Annotated in this window: 19 protein-coding genes; 9 read left to right on the top strand and 10 right to left on the bottom strand. The window is 45.2% G+C overall.

Translation table 11 applies throughout. The annotated features are described in order from the left end of the window. Positions 1-15 precede the first annotated feature (15 nt). A complete protein-coding gene (gene hslO / locus ACX6CI_RS17075; protein WP_458774860.1) occupies positions 16-918 on the bottom strand; it encodes an Hsp33 family molecular chaperone HslO in 903 nt (300 codons plus the stop codon). 198 nt (positions 919-1116) lie between these two features. Between hslO and ACX6CI_RS17070 the strand changes: the two genes are divergently transcribed. Continuing rightward, positions 1117-1680 (top strand): chalcone isomerase family protein, encoded by a 564-nt coding sequence (locus ACX6CI_RS17070; protein ID WP_458774859.1) that lies wholly within the window; start codon positions 1117-1119, stop codon positions 1678-1680. A 151-nt stretch (positions 1681-1831) separates the two neighbouring features. On the opposite strand, the gene ACX6CI_RS17065 is transcribed toward ACX6CI_RS17070, so the two are convergent. The 9 genes from ACX6CI_RS17065 to ACX6CI_RS17025 all read right to left on the bottom strand — a co-directional run bounded on the left by ACX6CI_RS17065 (position 1832) and on the right by ACX6CI_RS17025 (position 13992). Continuing rightward, entirely contained in the window at positions 1832-2575 is a 744-nt protein-coding gene (locus ACX6CI_RS17065) for a FadR/GntR family transcriptional regulator (protein WP_458774858.1), read from the bottom strand. Positions 2576-2599: 24 nt separating this feature from the next. Continuing rightward, positions 2600-4774 (bottom strand): L-lactate dehydrogenase (quinone) large subunit LdhH, encoded by a 2175-nt coding sequence (gene ldhH / locus ACX6CI_RS17060; RefSeq protein WP_458774857.1) that lies wholly within the window; start codon positions 4772-4774, stop codon positions 2600-2602. A gap of 15 nt (positions 4775-4789) precedes the next feature. Beyond that, entirely contained in the window at positions 4790-5350 is a 561-nt protein-coding gene (locus tag ACX6CI_RS17055; protein ID WP_458774856.1) for a LutC/YkgG family protein, read from the bottom strand. 172 nt (positions 5351-5522) lie between these two features. Further along, entirely contained in the window at positions 5523-6863 is a 1341-nt protein-coding gene (locus tag ACX6CI_RS17050) for a TRAP transporter large permease (protein WP_458774855.1), read from the bottom strand. Between the two features lie 9 nt (positions 6864-6872). Continuing rightward, positions 6873-7376 (bottom strand): TRAP transporter small permease subunit, encoded by a 504-nt coding sequence (locus tag ACX6CI_RS17045; RefSeq protein WP_458774854.1) that lies wholly within the window; start codon positions 7374-7376, stop codon positions 6873-6875. Between the two features lie 107 nt (positions 7377-7483). After that, positions 7484-8635 (bottom strand): TRAP transporter substrate-binding protein, encoded by a 1152-nt coding sequence (locus tag ACX6CI_RS17040; RefSeq protein ID WP_458774853.1) that lies wholly within the window; start codon positions 8633-8635, stop codon positions 7484-7486. A 560-nt stretch (positions 8636-9195) separates the two neighbouring features. Further along, the gene (locus ACX6CI_RS17035; RefSeq protein WP_458778480.1) at positions 9196-10635 is read right to left on the bottom strand and encodes a sigma-54-dependent transcriptional regulator; all 1440 of its coding nucleotides are present in this window, start codon (positions 10633-10635) and stop codon (positions 9196-9198) included. Positions 10636-10640: 5 nt separating this feature from the next. Next, entirely contained in the window at positions 10641-13304 is a 2664-nt protein-coding gene (locus tag ACX6CI_RS17030; protein ID WP_458774852.1) for a hybrid sensor histidine kinase/response regulator, read from the bottom strand. Positions 13305-13641: 337 nt separating this feature from the next. Continuing rightward, on the bottom strand, positions 13642-13992 hold the full coding sequence (locus ACX6CI_RS17025; RefSeq protein ID WP_458774851.1) for a cupin domain-containing protein: 351 nt from the start codon (positions 13990-13992) through the stop codon (positions 13642-13644). A gap of 515 nt (positions 13993-14507) precedes the next feature. Here ACX6CI_RS17025 and ACX6CI_RS17020 point away from each other — a divergent pair. From ACX6CI_RS17020 to rnfB, 8 genes are all read left to right on the top strand, one after another. Then, positions 14508-14759, top strand: a complete 252-nt coding sequence (locus tag ACX6CI_RS17020) for a hypothetical protein (RefSeq protein WP_458774850.1) — start codon at positions 14508-14510, stop codon at positions 14757-14759. A gap of 270 nt (positions 14760-15029) precedes the next feature. Then, complete coding sequence (locus tag ACX6CI_RS17015) at positions 15030-16034, top strand: dihydroorotate dehydrogenase-like protein (protein ID WP_458774849.1); 1005 nt, start codon at positions 15030-15032, stop codon at positions 16032-16034. Positions 16035-16115: 81 nt separating this feature from the next. After that, on the top strand, positions 16116-17441 hold the full coding sequence (gene rsxC / locus ACX6CI_RS17010; protein WP_458774848.1) for an electron transport complex subunit RsxC: 1326 nt from the start codon (positions 16116-16118) through the stop codon (positions 17439-17441). A 158-nt stretch (positions 17442-17599) separates the two neighbouring features. Then, positions 17600-18655 carry an RnfABCDGE type electron transport complex subunit D gene (locus ACX6CI_RS17005; RefSeq protein WP_458774847.1) on the top strand — a complete coding sequence of 352 codons (1056 nt, stop codon included), beginning with the start codon at positions 17600-17602 and terminating at the stop codon, positions 18653-18655. Next, entirely contained in the window at positions 18652-19548 is an 897-nt protein-coding gene (locus tag ACX6CI_RS17000; protein ID WP_458774846.1) for an FMN-binding protein, read from the top strand. Before ACX6CI_RS17005 ends, ACX6CI_RS17000 begins: the two co-directional genes overlap by 4 nt. A 21-nt stretch (positions 19549-19569) precedes the next feature. Continuing rightward, positions 19570-20187, top strand: coding sequence for an electron transport complex subunit RsxE (gene rsxE, locus ACX6CI_RS16995; protein ID WP_458774845.1), 618 nt, complete (start codon positions 19570-19572; stop codon positions 20185-20187). Then, on the top strand, positions 20184-21128 hold the full coding sequence (locus tag ACX6CI_RS16990; RefSeq protein ID WP_458774844.1) for an electron transport complex protein RnfA: 945 nt from the start codon (positions 20184-20186) through the stop codon (positions 21126-21128). Before rsxE ends, ACX6CI_RS16990 begins: the two co-directional genes overlap by 4 nt. Positions 21129-21177: 49 nt before the next feature. Next, entirely contained in the window at positions 21178-22053 is an 876-nt protein-coding gene (gene rnfB / locus ACX6CI_RS16985) for an RnfABCDGE type electron transport complex subunit B (RefSeq protein ID WP_458774843.1), read from the top strand. Positions 22054-22195 lie beyond the last annotated feature (142 nt).

Below are 22195 nucleotides of genomic sequence, written 5' to 3'. Positions count from 1 at the left end.
GCGGAGATCGAGTCATCAATTACTGCCCGATTTTTCAGGAGCTTGGCTTGCTTTCCTGATAAGGCTGAGCAGCTCACTTGCATTAAATTCATATGCCTGACGGCAAAATTCACAGCGAACCTCGGCCCTGTTTTCGGTATCGTACAGATTCTTCAGGTCGTCTTTGCCTAGAGAGAGAAGGGCTCCTTCCATCTTTTCATGGGAGCAGCTGCAACTGTAGCTGAGTGGCTTTGAGTGAATCTTCTTATGGGGTACGTTTTTAAAAAGAAGTGATAAAATTTCAGAGGGCTGCATTCCGGAGCCAAAGAGCTCAGAGAGCGGTGGCAACTGAGCTATTTCCTGCTCTATATGATCAAGTGCGGTCTCGTCAGCTGGTGGAAGGGACTGAACGAGGAAGCCTCCTGCCGCTGCAACACTTCCATCGGTCTTAAAATGAACGGTAAGTCCAAGGGTTGAGGGGGTCTGTTCTGACTGGGCAAGGTAGTAGGCAAGGTCATCTCCAATTTCACTTGTGTAGAGCGGGATGGTTCCAGGGTATTTTTGGCTGGTTGCTATATTTTTTACCACAGTAAGGAGTCCAGCGTGGCCAAGGCCCCCTGCAACATCAATCCTCCCATCTTTAAGTGGGAGATCTGCGTGGGGCTCTTTTACATAGCCTCGGGTCCAGCCGTTATAACCGGCCTCTGTAATAATCTTTTTCAGGGGACCGTTGCCTTCAAATTTTAAGAGAATGCTCTGGTCATCTTTTAAAAGAGCTGCAAGTAGTGCGTTGCCGGTAAGGGCTCTACCTAGAGCGGCTCCTGCCAGTGGTCCTACGTCATGGCGACGGCAGGCCTCTGATACTAGTGTTGTGGTGTTGCAGGCAACGCCAAAAAAATCCCCTGAAGTGGAGATAACTCTTTCTATGATATCGGCCATTTTTATCCAGCTTGTTGTATGATAATTAAAAGTTATTCGTGTGAAAAGACTGTCACCATATTATAGTCGTTAAACCCGTTGGGGCAACCATCAAATATGAGCGCCTTAACTTGACGTTTACGTTCTGGTTAAAACAATGTAGACTGGCAGGGCATATTTCTGTTTCATTAACTATAAAATCAGGAGAGGGAGGATGTTATGAGGTTTCTTTTCATCGCTGTTTTATTGCTTGTTGCAGGGCCGTCCCAGGCTAAAGAGATTGCCGGTGTAATGGTGCAGGAGATGGTGAAGACCGATACGGGAATCGAAATGGCCCTCAATGGTGCAGGGATACGGTCGAAGTTTTTCTTCGATATTTATATTGGCGAGTTGTACCTGGAAAAGCCTTCAACGGATGTGAAGGCGATTCTGGCATCAGAAGGCAACCGCCGTATAGTGATGCATTTTTTGTATAAAGAAGTAGGAAAAGATAAGATTGTTGATGGATGGAATGAAGGTTTTGCTGCTAATAGTGGGACAGAAGAGGTTGAAGCCCTGCAGCCGAGGATCGATCGCTTCAATGAGATGTTTGTTGATGTAAAAGAGGGTGATCGTATACAGCTTGATTATGTTCCAGAGAAGGGAACTGTTGTTACAATAGCGGGGAAAGAAAAAGGTGTTGTAGAAGGAAAAGATTTTGCTGATGCGCTGTTGCTTATCTGGCTTGGTGAAAAGCCTGTGACAAAGAAGTTGAAAAAACAACTCTTGAGCTATTCGGAGTAGAGCAATCGTTACTGCAAAAAAAATCTAAGATAGAAATAAAAAGGGCCCGCACTACTCATAGTGCGGGCCCTTTTTAGTGCCTTAGAAATTCATTCCAAGGCACGTATCACGACTTGTTTCCCGTCTATCGGGGTTCCGTTACTTGGCCACCTTACATTGCAAGGTGTTTGAGCGGGATACTGTCCTGAACAGAATTACGTTTTTCAAAGAATTCCTGAACAAAGAGAAGGTGCTTATGCATAGCATTGTACGCCTTTTTAGGTTCACGGGTCTTGATATAGTTAAAGACCTCTCTGTGGTGGTCTAAGACCTCTTCGTAGGCCAAGTGTTGTTCTTCCAGGTGGGTGAGGTTTTTCTTGATTCCCACAAAAAGGAAATCGTAGAAATTTCTGGTAAGGTGAATAAGAACAGGATTCTTGGTAGAGAAGGTGATTGCCATATGAAATGCTGTATCAGCAGCGGTTGATATGACACCGGTATCCGCGAGATCTTCTTCCATTTCTTTTAGACTTTTCTTGATGGCACGGATATCGTTATCAGTCGCTCTACGTGCTGCGAGTTCAGCGGCATTACACTCAAGACCCATACGAACTTCCAGTAGGTCAAAAAATGTGGCTTCATCGGTACTCATAGCAGCAGATAGTGGGTTACCTTCACGCTGCTCTGGAGAACTGACAAACGTACCTTGGCCTTGTACTTGATTGAGAAGACCGAGGTTAACGAGCTTTTCGATTGCATTTCGTACGGAGGTGCGGCTGACCTGCATGGAAGCAGCGAGTTCACGCTCAGGTGGGATTTGCTGGCCTGGCTTGAAGTCACCTTTGTAGATGAGTTCTCTGATCTGCTCGAATACCTGGCTGGAAATACGTCGTGGTTTAATTGGGCGAATTTTCATTGTTAACACCTATGTTGCTTATTGTTATTTATTGCTATCTAGAGCTTCTGCGAGCAGTTCAACCGTATGGACGCAGCGAATAGATTCATCAGCTTTACCAACCGCACCTTTCAGCATGATCATGCAGCCAGGACAATCCATGGCAACAGTTTTAACACCGGTTGCCTCAATGGTTTGCACCTTGTCTGTGGTGATCTGCTTAGAAATCTGAGGATGGCTTAAAAAGGAGTAGGTTCCACCGAAGCCGCAACAGCGGTCGGAGTTTTTCATTTCTTCAATTGTGTGTCCGGTACTATTAAGAAGGGCGCGAGGTTCCTGGTATACGTTTGAGCCACGTTTGAGGTGGCAGGAATCATGGTAGGTGACTGGAGTTTTGCTCGTTTTAGCACTCAATCTTTTGGAGGCACCAAGGACGTTTTCTAAAAATGCTGAAGCATCCATGGTTTTGTCAGATAGGGCTCTTGCCTTTGCAGCCCACTGTGGATGGTCGGCCAGGCGTTCCACAAAGTCACGTTTAACTGCCATGGTGCAGGTTGGGCATATACTGAGTATGTAGTCCACATCAGCTTCGGTAAAGGCTTCGACACTCTGCTTGGCGAGATCAACACCTGTTGCTGTGTCTCCTGAGTAGAGTGCAGGAATACCACAGCAATTTTGTGTCTTAGGAAATACAACTTCTACGTTCAATGAATTGAGGACTTTTATAAGACTTACACCGACTTCCGGGTAGACAAAGTCCGCTCCACAACCAACAAAAAATCCGACTTTATAATCAGGGTTGAAAACAGTCTGAGGGATATTATCGAACTGGTCTCTAAAAGATTTTGGAGCAATTGATGGTAAATCACGCCACTCTGTAAAGTCTTTGTTCATAAAATGCAGAGGCAGATGGCGGATAATTCGCTGCTGTCCTGGGACTCTGTTTTTATGGGTGACTGGTCGCTGAAGTTTCGAGGCCGCACGTACCATTGAGTGGAAGAGTCCACGGTTTTTCATAATTGCCTTGAAGGCGACATTTTTAATAACGCCCATACCGTATTCCTTGGTCACCTCATTTTTCAGGTGAAGAATGATCTCTTCAAGGTCGATCTTAGAAGGGCATACAGCAACACAGGAACGACAACCAATACAGGCGCGGGTTATATCCTTTGCCTTATCGAGTCCTTCGTAAAATGCAGTGAGGATGATACCGATGGCAGAAATGTAGATGGACCCAAAAACATGACCACCTACAGTCTGATATACCGGGCAGACGTTCGCGCAGGCACCACACTGGATACACTTAAGGGCATCCTGGCAGGCCTTTGATTCGTATAATGCTTCACGGCCACCATCAATCAGAACAATGTGTTGCTCTTTTTGTTCCCCTTCACACGGTACAGCGCCTTTAATCCATGTTACATAGGATGTGAGGAGCTGGCCTGTGGCATTTCTTGGGAGAAGACGGGTTATCTTAATGGCATCTTCCATGTTGCGCACAAGTTTGTGGGTACTGGCAAAGACGACGTGAACCTTAGGAAGAGTTGCGCAGAGTCGTGCATTCCCCTCATTGGTGACAAGTCCGATACCACCAGTGTTTGCTACAAGAAAATTTGCTCCGGTAAGTCCGATGTCTGCATCGAAGTACTCTTTTCTAAGGCGGGTTCGTGCGTGATCTACGAGTGTTTTAATATCTGGGTCAATACTTTTACCTGCATCTTTACTAAAGAGTTGGGCGACCTCTTCTTTAAACATATGGATGGCGGGCATTACCATATGACTTGGGCGCTGGCCTGCGAGTTGGACTATGAATTCTCCAAGGTCGGTTTCAGCCGCCCGAATACCCTGGGCTTCCATGGCCTTATTGAAATGGGCCTCTTCTGAAACCATGGATTTAGACTTTGCTATGAGCTTGGCATTCTTGCTTTTGGCAAGATTTGCTACGTAATCGTTGGCCTCTTTGGTGTCTTTAGCGAGAAAAACCGTAGAGCCGGCAGCCTCCGCATTTTTTACAAACTCAGCAAGTAGTTCTTTGCGGTTAACCCGTACTTCATCTTTTATATCGGAGAGCTCTGTGCGCATTGCCTCAAAATCGAGACCCTTGTATGCATTTTCACGGGCTATGAGGTAAGCATCGCCAAAGAGGTGGAGGGCTTCACTGAGCTTTGGGTTGGCAATGGCCTGCTCAACGTTCTTTTTATAATTTTCTGGTTTGTTCATTTCATTTTCCCCCTATTAATTTTCCATCAGATCGCTGGAAATGTCGTTAACCAGGAGAATATGTAACTCTCTGGGACCATGGCAGCCGATGGTGAGTACTCTTTCTACGTCAGCAGTACGGCTTGGGCCGGTGATATATGCGACAAAGCGAGGATCGTCGCCTTGGTGAAGTTCAGTCATAGTGGGTACAGCAGCAAGGTTGTCCTTAAGGATTTTGGCAGGATCTGCAATGACAAAATGTACTTCAGGGAGGGTGGTAGCAAGACGGATACTTTCGTTTGTGGACTCAAGGGCTACAGTGCCACTATCTGCCATACAGAAATTGCAGAAAGTGACTCCGGCTTCAGGTACGTGTCCTGCCGTACGAAAGTCATCTGTAAAAACCTCAATTCCTTCATTTGCCAGAAGAGTTCTGAGGTTGTGCTTTTGTGCAAGGGGGGTCTCTGGCACCAAGGTTGTGCCCTTAGTGATGTTACTGATGTACTTGGCTACCTCTTCGAGGCTATCCAGTTGTGTGATTTCAGCACCCACCCGTTTAGCAATCTCGGTAAATGCATTTTGATACTTCGCAGTCATTCTGTGTATCCTTCTATCTATATAATTAAGTAAGCCTGGCAAGTGGTTGCGAGCCAGGGATTAGTGCTCTACGTAAATTCAGTACAAAAACAATGAATATCTAAGTCATTACAATGTAGGGGTGCTTTATAAAGAGCAGTACATTTGAATACTGCTCTTTATCTCGTCTGTATCAGCCAAAGAAGATGTTTGGCAGAAATGTTACGATACTTGGGAAGAGCCCAAGAATAAAAAGACCTAAGATCTGCAATCCAACAAACGGCAAGATACCCTTATAGATATGGCCCATGGTATAACCTTCCGGGGCAACTCCTTTAAAGTAAAAGAGAGCATAACCAAAAGGAGGTGTGAGAAAAGAAGTCTGTAGATTCACACACAGGAGGATGGAGAACCAGAGCGGATCAAAACCAATCTCGGTTGCAATGGGCATGAAGATCGGAACAGTAACGAGCAGGATTGCAGCCCAGTCGATGAACATTCCCATAAGAAAAACAATACCCATCATGATGAGGAGTACAGTCCACTTAGAAAGGCCTGAACCAACAAGGACGTCGGCCACAACATCACCACCACCCATAGAGAGGAAGACGGTGGAGAAGAATTTACCACCAATAAAGAGCATCATAACCATGGCAGTAGTCGACATGGTGGCATGGGCGGATTCTTTTAAAACAGTCCAGTTGAACTTTCCGTTGGCAATAGCAAGAATAAGAGCACCAAGAGCACCAAGGGCAGCGGCCTCAGTAGGTGTAGCAACACCTGCGAGGATAGTTCCCATCACAGCGAGGATGAGAGCCATTGGTGGAATCAGTGACTTTAAGGTCTTTACAATTTTCTTTGTAGCCGTCCAGTTAGAAGCCTCTTCTTTGGAGATAGGAGGTCCAAGCTGGGGATTGATGTTACAGCGAATAAGGATGTAAACAAAGTAGAGTGAAGCAAGGAGCAGACCCGGAAAGATGGAACCGGCAAAGAGGTTACCGACAGAGGTCTCTTTCATTCCGGTCAGTCCACCATACACAACCATCATGATAGATGGCGGAATAAGAATACCGAGGGTACCTGCGGCACAGATGATACCTGCAGACATCTCCTTTTGATATCCCTTTTTCATGAGAGCAGGTGTTGCAAGGAGTCCCATGGCAACAACGGAGGCTCCGATGATACCTGTGGTGGCAGCAAATACGGTACAAACAACAACAACCGCAAGACCAAGTCCACCTTTAAGTCCACCAAGGACAACAAAGAGCGTCTCAAATAACTCATCGGCTACCTTTGACCGATCAAGCAACTGGGCCATCAGAATAAAGAGGGGGATGGCAACCAGTACGTAGTTGTTCATAAGGCCCCATGCATTATTGGAAAACATGTCAAAGAGGCCAACGATGTCCCAGCCGTTATCAATAAGACCAAAGAGGGTCGCGACAGCAGCAAGGGTGTAGGCCAGTGGATGGCCCAGGGTAATTGCGAAAATAAGTGTGCCAAACATGGCCACTGTGAGCATTTCAGGACTCATGATTAACCTCTATTTATCGTTGTTAAAAAGAACCTGCAGGTCTTTTATGAGATTGGAAATACCCTGCAGCAACAGCATTGCAAAACAGAGGGCCATAACAATTTTAAAGGGGTAGATAATAGGAGCCCAGCTTGTGGAGTTCCTTTCCAGACCTTCAACAGAACTGATTGCAAACTTGCTGGCGGATACGGTCATACAGATCATAACCGGCATAAAGAGAACAACAGTTGTAATTGCTCTGAGTGCAGCCTGGACTTTCTCTGGTGCAAGTGAAGAAAAGATATCAACCTGTACGTGTCCTTTTTTGACATCAGTATAGGAAATACCAAACATGTAGTGCATACCGTACAGAAAGGCGGTGGCCTCAAAACCCCATGTGGTGGGAGCGTTGAAACCGTAACGCATAATAACTTCGTAAATAACAACACCCAGGAGGGGAAGTATAAGCATTGAGGTCAATTCACCCTGTTTCCTGGTGAATGTGTCTATGCCGTCAGATATTTTTGAGAACATCACAGAATCCTTATGTCACATGGTTGAACAGATGAAACCCTGGCTAACCAACCCTCTTGAATACGTTAAAGAGGGTTGGTGTTGCGCTGGTGCAATTGAGCTAAAAATTACTCAGTAATCTGACCTGAAATGTAAGTCTCATATGGCCAAGGAGTAGCGCCACCTCGTGCTTCACGCCATACGGAGTACTCTTCGATGAATGCTTCCTGGCTGTCGAGGGCTTTCTTAACATCTGGGTGCTTGGTCTTCACTTCATCAAGATAGGTCTTAGCAACCTTACGGAACTCGATGAGGGTCTCTTTATCCATCTTCACGATTTCAACTTTTTCTTTGAACTTGTTGATCGCTTCAGCGTTCAGAGCGTTAATCCAGTTGTAGGACCATGCCTGGGTCTCAGCAGCAGCGATCTTTACGATCCATTTGAGATCTTCTGGAAGCTCTTCCCATGCTTTCTGGTTGAAAAAGAGTGCACACTGGATACCAGGCTGATGAACACCAGGCTGAATAGCGTACTTGGTGATTTCGTCAAAACCCATTGGGTAGTTGATTGCAGGAGAACTGAACTCAGCAGCATCAATAACACCACGCTCAAGAGCGAGATATACTTCGCCACCAGGTAGTGGAGATACTGAAGCACCGAGGTTATTCATGATATCCATGAACCAGCCTGGGGTACGAAGACGCATACCTTTGAAGTCTTCCATTTTAGTTGCGCGCTTGTTAGAGAAAAGTCCCATTTCCTGACCGAGCTGTCCACCAGGAAGTGCGAAAAGACCGAACTGACCGTAGAGGTCCTGCATCTGCTGCAAACCACCTTTTTCCTGGAGCCAGATGTTATACCCTTCAGCATCAAGACCAAAAGGAACGGAAGCAAAGGCAACGAAAGCCTCATTCTTACCTTTCCAGTATCCAGGCCAGTCATGTCCTACCTGAGCGGAACCTTTAGCAACAGCGTCAAAGGATTGCATTGCAGGAACGAGTTCGCCTGCAGAAAAAGGCTTAATGTTAAGACGACCAGCAGAAGCGAGTCTTACGGAGTCAGCAAAGTGAGTAGCAACATCATAAAAGAGCAGCCCTTTAGACCAGGGCATAACCATTTTCCACTTAATTGTTTCAGTGGATGGCTTGAACTTAACCCTTTTGGCTTCAGCATGACGGGGGTCGCTACCGAACTTTTCACGTTTGGCAGCGGTTGCTGAGCTCAAGGTGAGTCCAGTGGTGAGTAGTAAGGTGAGACCGATGGTAAAGATTTTCTTCATTAATAACTCCTCAATTAAAAATGATACTTTCAGTACATCTTGTGATGCACTGCTCCCAATTTGGCACCGTCAACACTCTTTCAGGTTCATCACGTAATCAGGTGTGTGTCTGAAGGAATGTAGTAAAAGTGCCGATCCTGCTTGGTCTAATGCATATATCATGCCGATTAGAGTTGGTTGGCGTTATATGACGTTATAGTAGTGGTATGCAGTTGTACCGGGGTGTGGGGGCATTAAGGGGGATAGGTTGAGTCTGGGAAAAAAGACACCGAAGCACTGGTGCTGAGGACTTGAAAATTGGATGGAATATACGCTGGTGGTTGATTTGGTCAAATAGGTATGTGGAAAAACACTATAAAATTCGATGAAACACCGTGTCTGAAAAAAAAGACATCTGACTTGGTAGAGGCGGGGTGGAGGTGGGCCTGAAGAGGTCCTCTGGTAATTAAGTAGTTGAAATAATTTGGACTATTAGCAGTCCTAAAAACTGGACAGGCGGGTGGGTGTCTTGGATGGGAAAGCTGAAAATGTGTTTCCAGGTCTTGGCTATATTCTTCCAGCTAGTGAGAAAGATTATACTTTTTAAGGAGTGAATAAAAGTGGGAGCGGGAAAGACCTGATGTTTCCATGATTTTCTGCATGTTTCCATCGCATTGTCGGAGCAGTTCGCTGAGGTATGTTTTTTCCGCTGCACACTTGAATTCTTTGAGCTGTGGGAGAGGTCTGTCAAAAATATCTTCGAATATCTGTTGCCCTATATCGAGAGCAAGAGGAGTTGATTGTTCGATATTTGAGTCGGTATCTTTGGAACCATCATAGCTTGAGATCTGTTTCTTGGCCACCTCAATGCGGAGACTTCTTGGCAGGTGAACAGCATACAGGGTAGCCTCATTCCCAGCATCAATAACAGCTCGTTCCAGCATGTTGAACAGCTCGCGAACATTACCCGGCCAACTATAGTTGTTTAGTGTATCCAGGAAGTTATTGCTGAACTCTTTTGCGTCAAGACCAAACTCTCGACAGAATTGATTGCATTTATGGGTCGTCAGCTCAAGGATGTCTCCGGTTCTCTGGCGCAAAGGAGGAAGGTGGAGGCGCATGGTCTTAATCCTGAAAAGAAGATCTCGCCGAAACTCCCCATCTTCCACCATCTGATCAAGGTCCCTGTTTGTTGCGGCTATGAGTCTGAAATTGCTCGTTTGTTCTTTGGTAGAACCAATGGGCCTGAACTGTTTTTCCTGAAGTACACGGAGGAAAACCTTCTGAATATTAAGCGGCATCTCGCCTACTTCATCAAGGAAAAGTGTGCCTCCGTCAGCGGCTTTTACAAGACCAATTTTGTCTTGCTGGGCCCCGGTGAAAGACCCCTTGGTGTGGCCAAACAGTGTCGACTCAACAAGGGATTCGGTGAGCGCCGTACAGTCCACAACTGTGAAGTTTGAAGGTGCTCGCCTGCTGTGCTTGTGAATCACAGAAGCAAACAACTCTTTACCTGTGCCGGTTTCCCCTGTAATGAGTACGTTGCTGTCAGATCTCGCTGCCTTGTTGGCCAGTTTCAGGCTTGCACGGATTTCAGGGCTGATGCCCATTACTTCTTCAATAACTGCATCTGGATGGGATGCATCACCCTTTTTCTCTTTGCGGTACTTTAGCGCCCTGTTGAGGCTGAGGGTAATATCCTTAACGGAGGTCGGTTTTAGAAGATAATCCCATACTCCACCTTTGATGGCTAGTTCAGCCCCGTCAGCGTTACCCTGGCCGGTGAGTATGATGACCTCAGGGGGATTGGGGATGGCCATAAGGTCTGGCAAGATGTCGAGGCCATTTCCGTCGGGCAGAAAGACATCTAGAAAGACGAGATCGTACTCCATATTTTGGGCACGGGTGATCCCGGCGCTCAAGGTGTGGGCCTTGTCAGCGTTGTAAGAGAGACGGGTGATGAGGCTTACCATGGTTTCGCAGGCTTCGAGGTCGTCATCTATTACGAGTATATTGGTCATGCTTTTCATTTGTTTTTCCAGATCCCGCTAAGACTCTCGGTGAGATCTAATTTATGATAAGGTTTTATGATCACCTTGAATATGTTCGGACAATCCTGAGCCGCAAGTCGGGCATCTTCTCTGCCAGAGACAAGTATGACCGGGAGGTCCGGCAGACATTTCGCAAGCTCAGCTCCACTCATTTTAGGCATATCAAAGTCACTAATGAGTATATCAAAATGTTTCGTTCCTGACGATACCAGTTTGAGGGCTTCTAATGGATCTTGCAGGGCTGTGACAGAGAACCCTATTTCTTCTAAGAGTCGCGGTGTTGTTTGTAACTGGTCCGGGTCGTCCTCAACAAAGAGTATGGATCCTTCCTGGCCTGGGCTGTTGCTTTTACTTTGTAATAAGGGTTTACCCTTTCCTTTGACTGCCGGAAGGAGGATCTCAAATACGGTCCCCTTATTGGGTTCTGACATTACCTTGATCGAACCCTGGTGGTTGAGGATGATGCCGTGTACCACTGCAAGGCCAAGCCCGGTTCCTTCAGTTTTAGATTTGGTGGAGAAGAAAGGGTCAAAAATTTTATCCATTATTTCTTCTGGGATACCTGGGCCATCGTCCACGACCGAAAGCTTTATAAGCTGTTTGGGTTCGCTTGAGTCCGATTTGTCTTCCTCGTTTTTCTGGTAGGTTTTGGTGAGACCAATCCGTAGACTTCCACCGTGTTTTCTTAAGGCATGGTACCCGTTGGTGGTGAGGTTGAGTATTGCCTGGTGCATTTGAGTCGGGTCAGCATGGACAAAGAAATCCTGATCTTCTTCAATATGTGAGAGTACCTCGATGTTCGCAGGAGTAGACGCTGCCATAAGATGGACAACTTCCCTTACAATCTCTGTAAGATCAGTGGAGTGAAAACCTTCTGTGGAGGGCCTGCTGAAAGAGAGTATCTGCTGGACCACTTGACCACCCCTGCGGGCAGCCTTGAGTACCCTGTTGAGGTCTGCTTCAGTTTGTGTACCAGGAGTGATATCACCAATGGCAAGTTCTGTTGAGTTAATTATAGAGGTGAGAATGTTGTTGAAATCATGTGAGATCCCACCTGCAAGAGTGCCAATGGCCTCGAGTTTTTGTGACTGGAGCAATTGACGTTCGAGGTTTTGCTCCTTTGTTATGTTTTCAGCAGTTGATAGAACTCCAAGCAGTCTGCCGCCCTGGCCTCGCAGTGGAACCTTGTTGACCTCTACCCAGGCCTCATTGTTGTCCTGATCGGTAACGTGGCGGCGCAGTTTACGAAATGATTTTTGACTATCACGTACAGCATGATCAACCTTGGTGGACCATTTTGCGTAATCATTGTCTCCAATGAGATCTTCTGTGGTTAGCCCGACAACACCCTGGGTGTTCTTGATACCAAAGAAGGCAGTAAAGGCGCTATTTGCTCCAAGGTATTTTCCGTCAAGATCCTTCCAGGAAACAAGTTGAGGGATTGTATCCATCAGCGTTTCCTGGAAGGTGAGTTGATCTTTAATTTTTAACTCCACCTTTCTTCTTTCGATCATTGCAACAGCCATTGAGATGAGAGCAATGAGGAGAAGGAAGAGACTGATCATGATTGTCCAGAATAAATCCTTGGAGATTGAATAGATGGCCGCTGGCTGATTAATGATCTTTCTGTTTAAGGGAAGCAGTGACTGATCAATCTTAAGCTTTTGCATAACGTTGTAGTCAAAGAGATATATTCCCCCAGGTTTGTTAATAATTTCTATCTCATGCGCAGGAGTTCCATTCAAAATTGACAGGGCCATATTGCCAGCTGTTTTTCCCTGCTCAAATCCAGAGAGTACCCGTCCTCCAACTGCACCGTAACCCACCATAAATTCCCAGGCTGTATAAATGGGGACTGAACTGTGTTGATAGATAGCATCGCTTATTTCTTCAGAGGTGTAAAACGTGCCATCGGAGGTGGTTTGGTAATAGGGTGCGATGAAAAGCATGGTGTCTTCCGGGAGTTCGCTTACCCGTCTTTGTGCTTCAGGGAGGCTCAGTTGAATCCAGTATTCAATCTCAAGTCCGGTGTCATAATTTGTGGATATTTTTTCAACCTGTTTTCGAATGGCTGTGCCGGCAGTGGAGTCATCGATTAATACAATCAGTCGATTTCTCTCGGGATGCAGGTTCTTGGCCACCTTGACTGTTGCAATAAAGTCAAAGACTTCTACAACACCAGTGATATTGCCACTGGAAAGGTCTGAATCGTTGAGGTCGTTGATACCACAGAATACAACAGGGACATCGGGGAAGAGTTGCTCTCTGTATTCGTTGACAAAGTTTAAGGCGTCGTTGTCCGAGACTACTATGATGTCAAACTCTTCGGTCCGAAATTTCTTTTTGTAGAGTGCCAGTAAGTTGTGGGATACCTCTTTGTAGGAAAACTTCTTAGCATCCATGTACTCAATCTGCAGATCTATCTTATGTTCACTGTTGCCAAGGACAGTGCGCACTCCTCTTAGTAAGCCATCCGACCAGTGGTAACCATTGTGGTACGAGTTGAGAAACAGGACATTCTTCTTGTTACTGGAGGCCTCTGATAAAGTAATAGAAAAAAGCAGTATTAAAGCTACAGGGAGTAGTAGTCGCAGTAGGCCAGCCTTAAAAAAATATAGAGAATGCGTGTCGATTATCATGAGGTTTAGTACCTTACTCAGGAAAACCTGTCATAAAAAACAAATAAACTGAGTTGAGGTAAATTCATTGTTATGAGTAATTCACAAGGTGCTTATCCTGTTTGTCGGGGTTAGGTATCATTATAGTTATTATGGATATAATACCAGATAATCCTGCAAAGGGGAAAATGGTTACGAGACCATTTTGTAGAACAAGAAGGTTGTGTGGGGCAAAGCCCTAAAAAGAACTATTTAAATATAGATGAATTATAGTCGCAGGTCACTACACCCTTCAGGTCAGCATAAGACTCCGAAGGGTGTTGAGCTATGATCTGCGATATTCCAAGGGGTACCAGGGTTAGATCTCATCTACCCCCGATGGGATCATGCAGATAAAAACGAAGTCTTCCCCTCCTCCGTTCATAAACTGATGTTCTTCATTGCCAGGGATAAAAACGGCGGTTCCACTGGTGACCTCGCGCCATTCTCCATCCTGATAAACCTTACCTATCCCTGAATGTATAAACACTTCATGTTCCCACTCATGGGAATGTCTTGGGGTAAAACCTCCAGGCTCCACTGTGAAAACACGCATGCAGAAATTATTTGCCTGATCCTCTTTACCTATAACAACCCTTCCCGTAACGCCTTGCACTGCATCATTATTAAATTGATGTGCAGGGGCCTCTTTGTAATCTGCAATTTTCATAGTATCCCTGTGGTTCGATTTTGTTTGTGGATAATAATTGTTTCTGTAATCCATGGCACTGACAATACCTAAAGCAGCGAGTAGTCTGCGTTGCTCACAGTACCAATAGCAAATTATAGAGCGTCTGTGCTGGATTGCAACACTTTCATCCTTGATTGCTGGCTGCCTATCGTAATGATTGTGCGGGAGGCTGAGGGGGATTTTGTAAAATTTAAAGGTAATACCAATGTGAAGATGAGTGGGGATTGTAAGTCAATGAATAATACAGGGTCTAAGTAGAGCAGATTTTGGTGGTATAGTGACCTCGTTTCTGCTCCATTTGTCGTGGAAAATTGTGGGTAGTGTCGTTGGGGTATGAACAATAAATTCTTCATGGGAAGAGGGCGGAAATTTGTATTTTGAGAGTGCCAAATGGTTAATATTGGTTTGTTGCTGATGCCATTGCTGCATCTGGCTTAATATTTTCCTGGTGCAAGGGTTTGTATTTTCATCGTTGAAGGAGCTACTTAGACTAAGTGCCTAATTATTTGTTGTTCTTCTGGTACCTCATTGGTTTTGCATATGCTGGGATTAAGGTGGCAAAGGTAAAAAACTACCCTCTGAGAAGCCGTGAAAATAGTAACAATAGCAAAATAGATGATCAGATTAGTGGAAAATTGAATAGGCGCGCTGTTGTGCAGAGAAGGCAAGTTGGTGAGGCGGTTTGCTTTAATACCTGTGTCAGGCGCTGCCTGGCTTGTGTTGTGGCGGGGGAAGGTAAACATTGAGCATAATATGCACAACGAAACAGTGCGATAAGGGTTTTGCCATAAACCTGAGGGTGTAGATAAAAAAATATCAATACTAATAATCAGTAATTAGGCAGTTTTGCGATATTGCACAAAAAAATGTAGTTGATTTTCTATGAAAACCTATTAGAAATCGCATGATGTTATGGATCTATATGTCAATTTGCAACTTTTGTTGAGTGCAATCCTGACAAAACCGTTTGTCTGGGGTGAGTGCATCTCTACCCTTAGGCAGGGGAAATTTATTTAATGGAGAACGAACCGGACGATATGAAAGATCTTTCAACGACGTACCTTGGGTTGGATCTGAAGAACCCCCTAATAGTAGGAAGTTGCGGTTTTACAAATTCAGTTGATAAAATTGAAGAGTTGGCTCAGAACGGAGCCGGAGCTATTGTTCTGAAATCGTTATTTGAAGAACAAATTCTCGCCGATTTATCAGCTAACCTTGAAGACTACGCAACTGATTACCCTGGCGCAACAGATTATGTACGTGAATATACGAGGGGTAATGAGGTTGAGGCGTACCTCAAACTCATCGCTGGCGCAAAGAAAAAAGTCGATGTTCCAGTGATAGCGAGCATCAACTGTGTTTCAGCCAAAGAATGGACCTCATTTGCAAAATCTGTTGAAAATGAAGGTGCAGATGCTATTGAACTTAACGTGTCTTTGCTTCCTTCAAATCCTAATCAGACAAGTGAACAGAACGAAAAGCAGTATGTAGACATTGTCAGTGCAGTGAGTGACATGGTTTCTATTCCGGTGGCGTTGAAGATGAGCCACTATTCTGCAGCACTTGCAAACCTCATTCAAAAACTCAGCTGGACTGATAAGGTTGCAGGTTTTGTTCTTTTTAACCGCTATTACTCTCCTGATATTGATGTGGATAAAATGGTGGTGAAGTCTTCTGATTTGCTCAGTAATCCTGCTGAAGGCACTCAACCGCTCAGGTGGATTGCTCTTCTCTCCGGCATTATTGAAAAAGATCTGGTTGCTTCCACTGGTATCCATGACCATGAAGCTGTTGTCAAACAGTTACTCGCTGGTGCTACTGCGGTTCAGATTGTCTCCACTGTTTATAAAAACGGCATGGGACAAGTTGCAACGATCCTTGAGGGTCTGGAGAAGTGGATGGATGAGAAGTCCTTTGACTCCATTGGAGACTTCAGAGGGAAACTTAGTAATGAAAAGGCTGCAGATCCTGCTGTCTTTGAACGTACACAGTTTATGAAGTATTATGGCGGATTGTCCTAAGGGACTCTCCATACGGGAATCGAATATCGATATAGTGAGAGCTGTACAGCTATATCCAATTAACTGAAGAATTAATTGTTTATGAAACCGTTGCTTACTTTTGCAAAAGGCGGAGTGCATCCGCCCGAATTTAAGGCGCAAACTGAGGGGCTTGCCATTGAGGTTATGCCTGTCCCTAAAGAGCTGGAACTTATTCTAGGTCAGCATATCGGTGCACCCTGTGCTCCGACAGTAGGTAAACGGGAAGAGATTACAGAGGGCGCGATGATTGGTGAAGTTACCAAGGGTCTCGGTGTTCCTCTGCACTCCCCCGTTGCTGGAAAGATTAAGAATATCGGAACTTCAACGCATCCAATGCGCATGAGTGTTCCTTCAATTACCATTGCTGTTGCTGAAGACGCTGAAGCGCCTCAGTACGAAAAGCAGGATTGGCATGATGTTGATGGTGCAGCACTTCTTGAAAAAGTGCATGCAGCGGGAGTCATTGGTGTGGGTGGTGCAGGTTTTCCTACCCATGTGAAGCTGAACCCACCGTCCTCATCGCCTGTTGATACACTGCTCTTGAATGGTGCAGAGTGTGAGCCGTATATCACGGCAGATCATCGTCAGATGCTTGAAAACGCTTCTGATATTATTGAGGGTGCCAAGATCATATTAAAGATCCTTGGAATCAATACCTGTTATATCGGAATTGAAAGTAATAAACCCGATGCAATCGAGATGATGAGTAAAGCGGCCCAAGAGGGTGCTGAATCAGGTTACACCATTGAGGTGCAGCCGTTGCAGGTTAAGTATCCGCAAGGGTCTGAAAAGCAACTCATTGAAGCCATTACCGGTAGGAAAGTCCCTGCCATGGCTCTACCTTCATCTGTTGGCGTTGTTGTTCAAAACGTTGCCACAGCAAAAGCTGTATATGACGGTGTTGTATACGGTAAACCGCTTTATGAGAAGATTGTCACTATTGCCGGAAAAGGTATTAAGCGTCCTGCAAATCTACTCGTCAAAGTTGGTACCAAAATCAGCGATATCGTTGAGTACTGTGGTGGCTTGCAGCCTGGATTGAAGAAGGTGATCATGGGCGGGCCAATGATGGGTTTTGCTATTTCAAGTTTAGATGTGCCGATCACCAAAACCACATCTGCTCTTTTGTTTCTGGCAGAAGACGAGGTTGATACAAGACCCCACTCCCAGTGTATTAGGTGTGGTTGGTGTCTTGATGCGTGTCCCATGGGACTTGAGCCAAAAGAGATTGGTATCTATGTCGAGGCAAATAAAGGTGAAGAGACTGAGCCTTTTGGTGTTTTTGACTGTTTTGAATGTGGTTCATGCGCCTATGTTTGTCCGGCTAAGCGACCCTTGGTTCAGTTTGTTCGGATGGCGAAAATGAAGGCAAAACGGCCGCAATAGAAAACGCGTATAGGACCTGTTTGTCTACCCGAAAAAATGGATAAGTACCGTTCGCAGATTAATTTATGTCATAAAACACATAAATTTATTTGTAAGGTATTCAATGGTTTGCCCCTCTTGTGGGCTATGTAAGTTAACTTGGAGGTTTGAGGAGAGTCGTGATCAAACAGCAAGCGTCAGAAGATCAGACTGCAGTTGCTCAAAACATGTGGAAGGTATCAATTTCCCCCCATGTAAAGAGCAGTGAGTCTGTCGAAAAAATTATGTGGACTGTTGTGGCATGTCTGGTACCACCACTGCTTTTGTCAGTGTTTGTATTTGGCATCCAGGTTTTGTTTATAACAGCAGTGTCTGTGGTAAGTTGTGTTGTGGTCGAAGCAGTTAGCCAAAAGGCGTTGAAAAGACCAGTAACAATTAAAGATGGTAGTGCAGTGCTCACCGGTATGTTGATGGCCTTTGTCATCCCACCAGGAGTCTCCCCACTACTTCCTATTCTTGCAGCGGTCTTTGCTATATATATTGGCAAACACCTGCTTGGTGGAATTGGTTACAACTTTTTTAACCCGGCACTTCTTGGTAGAGCCTTTCTCCTGGCATCCTTTCCGGTTGCAATGACTTCTGCCTGGCTCCCACCTTTAGATGGGTTTGCAATATTTTCCCACATGGGTGCCTCCGTTGATGCAGTTTCCACTGCTACACCGCTTGCGGTGATGAAAGAGCAGGGAATGGCCGCCTTTACTGAGATGTTTGGCTCAGGATTTAGCCTTTACGGTAGCTTTTTCATGGGATGGAGACCAGGTTGTATCGGTGAAACCTCTGGATTCCTTTTGCTCCTGGGTGGCGCGTATCTTCTCTATCGTGGTTATATCACCTGGCAGATTCCTGTTGCAACCCTGGGGTCCATTGCAGTTCTTACCTGGATATTTGGCGGGGAAGGATACTTTGGTGGAGATCCACTGCTGGCCATTCTTTCTGGTGGTGCAATCCTTGGTGCCTTTTATATGGCCACCGACTATGTAACAAGCCCATCAAATAAGTCAGCTCAAATTGCGTATGGAGTTGGAATCGGAGCTCTTACTGTCCTTATCCGACTCAAAGGTGGATATCCTGAGGGTATCTGTTACGCGATATTACTTATGAACCCAATTAGTACTGTTCTTGACGGTTGGTTTAAGCAGAAGCGTTTTGCTCCCCCCGTAGGAGGTGCGAAATGAAAGAAATAATCACAATCGTTGTTCGTCTCACACTGTCTTGCCTGCTTGCGGCAACTGTTATGGGTGTCTGTTTTATCTTTACCAGTAATGCAAAAAAGCATAATGAGCATGTCAAAGAGCAGAAGGTCATGTATGAACTGCTCGGCTATAAGGGTGATGTGAAGGTCCCGGATACCGTAGCTATGCATGAAGTATATCGCTATGTGATCAGCGGAAATGATAGTCAGTCCATCGGATACCTCCTACCAGCAGGACACGGAGACAAAGGTGGCTTTCTCTTTGTTAACGTGGATCTTGATGGCAAGATGATTGAAAATAAGCCGGTTGAAATCTCAGAAAAAGATGCACTGGAAGCTGAGCTTCGCAATAAGGCCGTTCAGGATGTGGTCGGAGCCGGATACAGCGCTCTTTTTGCAGACCAGACCATTGTCGTCACCGATAATGGTGCTCGCATTGCTTATCTCCTTGGTGGGAAATTCCAGGGTTTCAAAACCTTTATTAACGTAATGCTAGCTGTTGATCCCAACTTTGCAATGGTCGGCTTTGAGGTTTTAGAGCATGAAGAGGATCCAGGTCTTGGTGCTGAAATTGAGCAGGACTACTTCAAGAATCAGCTCAAGGGCAAGCCGTTTGAGGCTATGAAGACTATCGATGTTGTAAAAGCTCCTATCCCATCTGATTACTTAAAGGCTCTGAATGGAAAGCTCTCTGAAGAAGAGACCCTTGCTTTCAGAGAGCAGTATAAGAGCAAAGATGTCTTCGCTCTTACCGGTGCAACTATTTCAACCAAGGCAGTAACCAATGGGTTGAAAGGTATTGTTACTAAGTTTGCTTACCGGATTAACGTATTGGATAAGGTTCTTCAAGAACAGCAACTGGCTGTTTCGTTTTAATTCTTGTGAGAGGAAGTCGACGTGGCAAATGACAAATCAAGCATGCAGTTGATCAGCCGGGGTATTCTTAGCGAAAATCCGATTTTTAAGCTGGCGCTGTCCATGTGTCCTGCCGTTGGTATTTCTACCACGGTGATGAATGGTGTTATGCTGGGTATTGCTGTACTTTTTGTACAGGTGTTCTCCAGTGTAACTATTTCTCTATTTAAAAATGTAATTCACCCAAGGATTCGTATTCCTACCTACACCCTGACCATTGCGACCTGGGTTACGGTAATCGATCTGGTACTGGCTGCATATATGCCAGAGGCCTATGCGAAGATGGGTATCTTTGTAAAACTCATTGTTGCCTTTGCTATTATCACCATGCGCCTTGAGATGTTTGCCTGTAAGGAGTCTGTAAGTGATTCTTTCTGGGATGGTCTCGGAATGGGTCTTGGTTTCATGGTAGGTATGATGGTAATTGGAGCGTTCCGTGAGCTTATGGGTTCTGGAATGATCCTTGGTTACGATGTTTTAGGATTTAAACCACTGTTGTTTTTTATCCTTCCAAGTGCCGGTTTTTTCGTCGTTGGTGTGATGATGGCGTTTTTTAACTGGATTGAAATATTCTACAAGCGTACTAAAGGGTTAAAATGATGACTCTTACAAAGACAAAAATATCGATATTGGCCCTGCTGGCACTCTTTCTTGCACCGTTTAATGTGCAGGCTGAGGGTTTAATCGCCGAGCAGACATTCAAAGGTGACAATGAAATAGTTGTAACCTTTGCTCAAGAAGTTGATAAGACGGTGGCAGAAGATGTCGCAAATTATACCGTCTATGAAGAACCTGATCCTGATATCAGACTGGTACTTGAAACATCTACCCTGTCTGAAGATGGTAAAGTCGCGTCTCTTATGTTTAAGGACGCACTGAACACTGCCCAGACCCACGTGGTAGAAGTTAAGGGAATTGGTGGAGTAGATAAGACCATCTTTAAGGTGAGTAAGTCGTATCTTGGTTATCTTTTTGGTATCCTGCTCTCTGCACTTCTTATTAATAACTTTGTATTCACAAAGTACCTCGGTCTCTGTGTTTTCTTTGGAACCTCCAAAAAGAAAGAGACCGCTAAGGGAATGGGAATTGTGTTTACCCTCGTTATGGTGGTTTCCGCCATTATGGGATGGTTTTTCTATCAGTTCATTCTTATTCCATACAACCTTAACTTCCTGCAGATTGTAATCTTTATTGGTCTTGTATCGCTTACGGTACAGGCGGTGGATACAATTTTAAGAAAGGTTAACCCGGTTCTGTTTAACTCCTTTGGAGTCTTCCTGGTTCTGGTTATTGCGAACTGTGTAATTATTGCGGTTCCACTGATTGTAGCGAATAACAACTACAATATTTACGAAACATTTATGCTCGCACTTGGTGCGGGTGGTGGCTTTCTGCTGGCTCTTTATCTCATGAGTTCAGTGAGTGAGCGAATGGCACTTGCAAATATTCCTGAAACCTATAGAGGCCTTCCCATCGCCTTTATCGTCGCTGGACAATTTGCCATGGCATTTCTCGGATTTTCTGGTCTACAGTTGTTTTAGATCAGGGTAGAGAAAGATTCCCATAGATTTCATTAGAGAGTAATAAGATATGGATCCGGCATTAATTAAATTAGCTTTAGGCGGTCTGGTACTTCTTGGTTGTATTGGCCTATTTTTCGGTATTGGATTGGCACTTGCTGCCCATAAATTCGCAGTGGAAGTCAACCCTCTCATTGAGGAGGTTACAGAGTCTCTGCCGCTTGCCCAGTGTGGTGGTTGTGGTTATCCTGGTTGTGAAGGATATGCCATTGCGGTTGTAAACGACCCAGATGTTCCACCAAACCTCTGTTTTCCTGGTAAGGAGCCCGTTGCAAATCTGATAGCGGAACTCACCGGTAAGAAAATGGCGGTGGTGGAAGATCAGATCGCACTGGTACGCTGTTCCCGTGTAGAGGGCAAAGTGAGCCATAAGCATGAGTACTATGGCTTTGCTTCCTGTACTGCAGCCAACCTCAGTTTTGGTGGACCTTCCTCCTGTGAGTATGCCTGTATGGGACTTGGAGAGTGTGCTGATGTTTGTCCTTTTGGCGCCATCGATATGGTTGAAAACTTTCCTGTGGTCAACCCTGACAAGTGTGTGAGCTGTGGTATGTGCGTCAAAGCGTGTCCTAAGGCAATCATTGAGTTACAGACATTAAAGGCACGCGTTTATGTACCTTGTATGACCAAGGCACTAGGCAAGAATGTAAAAGCCGTCTGTGGAGTTGGTTGTATTGGCTGTAAGATGTGTGTCAAAGCATGTCCTGCCGATGCGGTGGCCTATGAAGGCAATGTGGTTAAAATTGACCATAAGGCATGTATTGAGTATGGCCCAAGTTGTGAGACAGCGTGTGTCACGAAGTGCCCCCGTGATATTATGAGACCCTACGACGGACGTCAGGCGATCAAGAGAGATGTCTCTGATGGCCTGAAAATGGCTGGTTAGTACTTTAGAAATTATCCTAGTTTTTTAACTAGAATTGTTTAGTGAAAGTACTTACCCCCCTCGGGTAAGCGTAAGACTTCGAGGGGGTACTGAACTGAGTCCCGGTTAGTTTTCTGTTTATGCCGGGGTTAGCTTGAAGTTG

The sequence above is a fragment of the Desulforhopalus glucosivorans genome (assembly GCF_054397165.1).
Note: the sequence above shows the minus strand (reverse complement) of the source record. Positions and strands in the feature narration are given on the sequence as shown.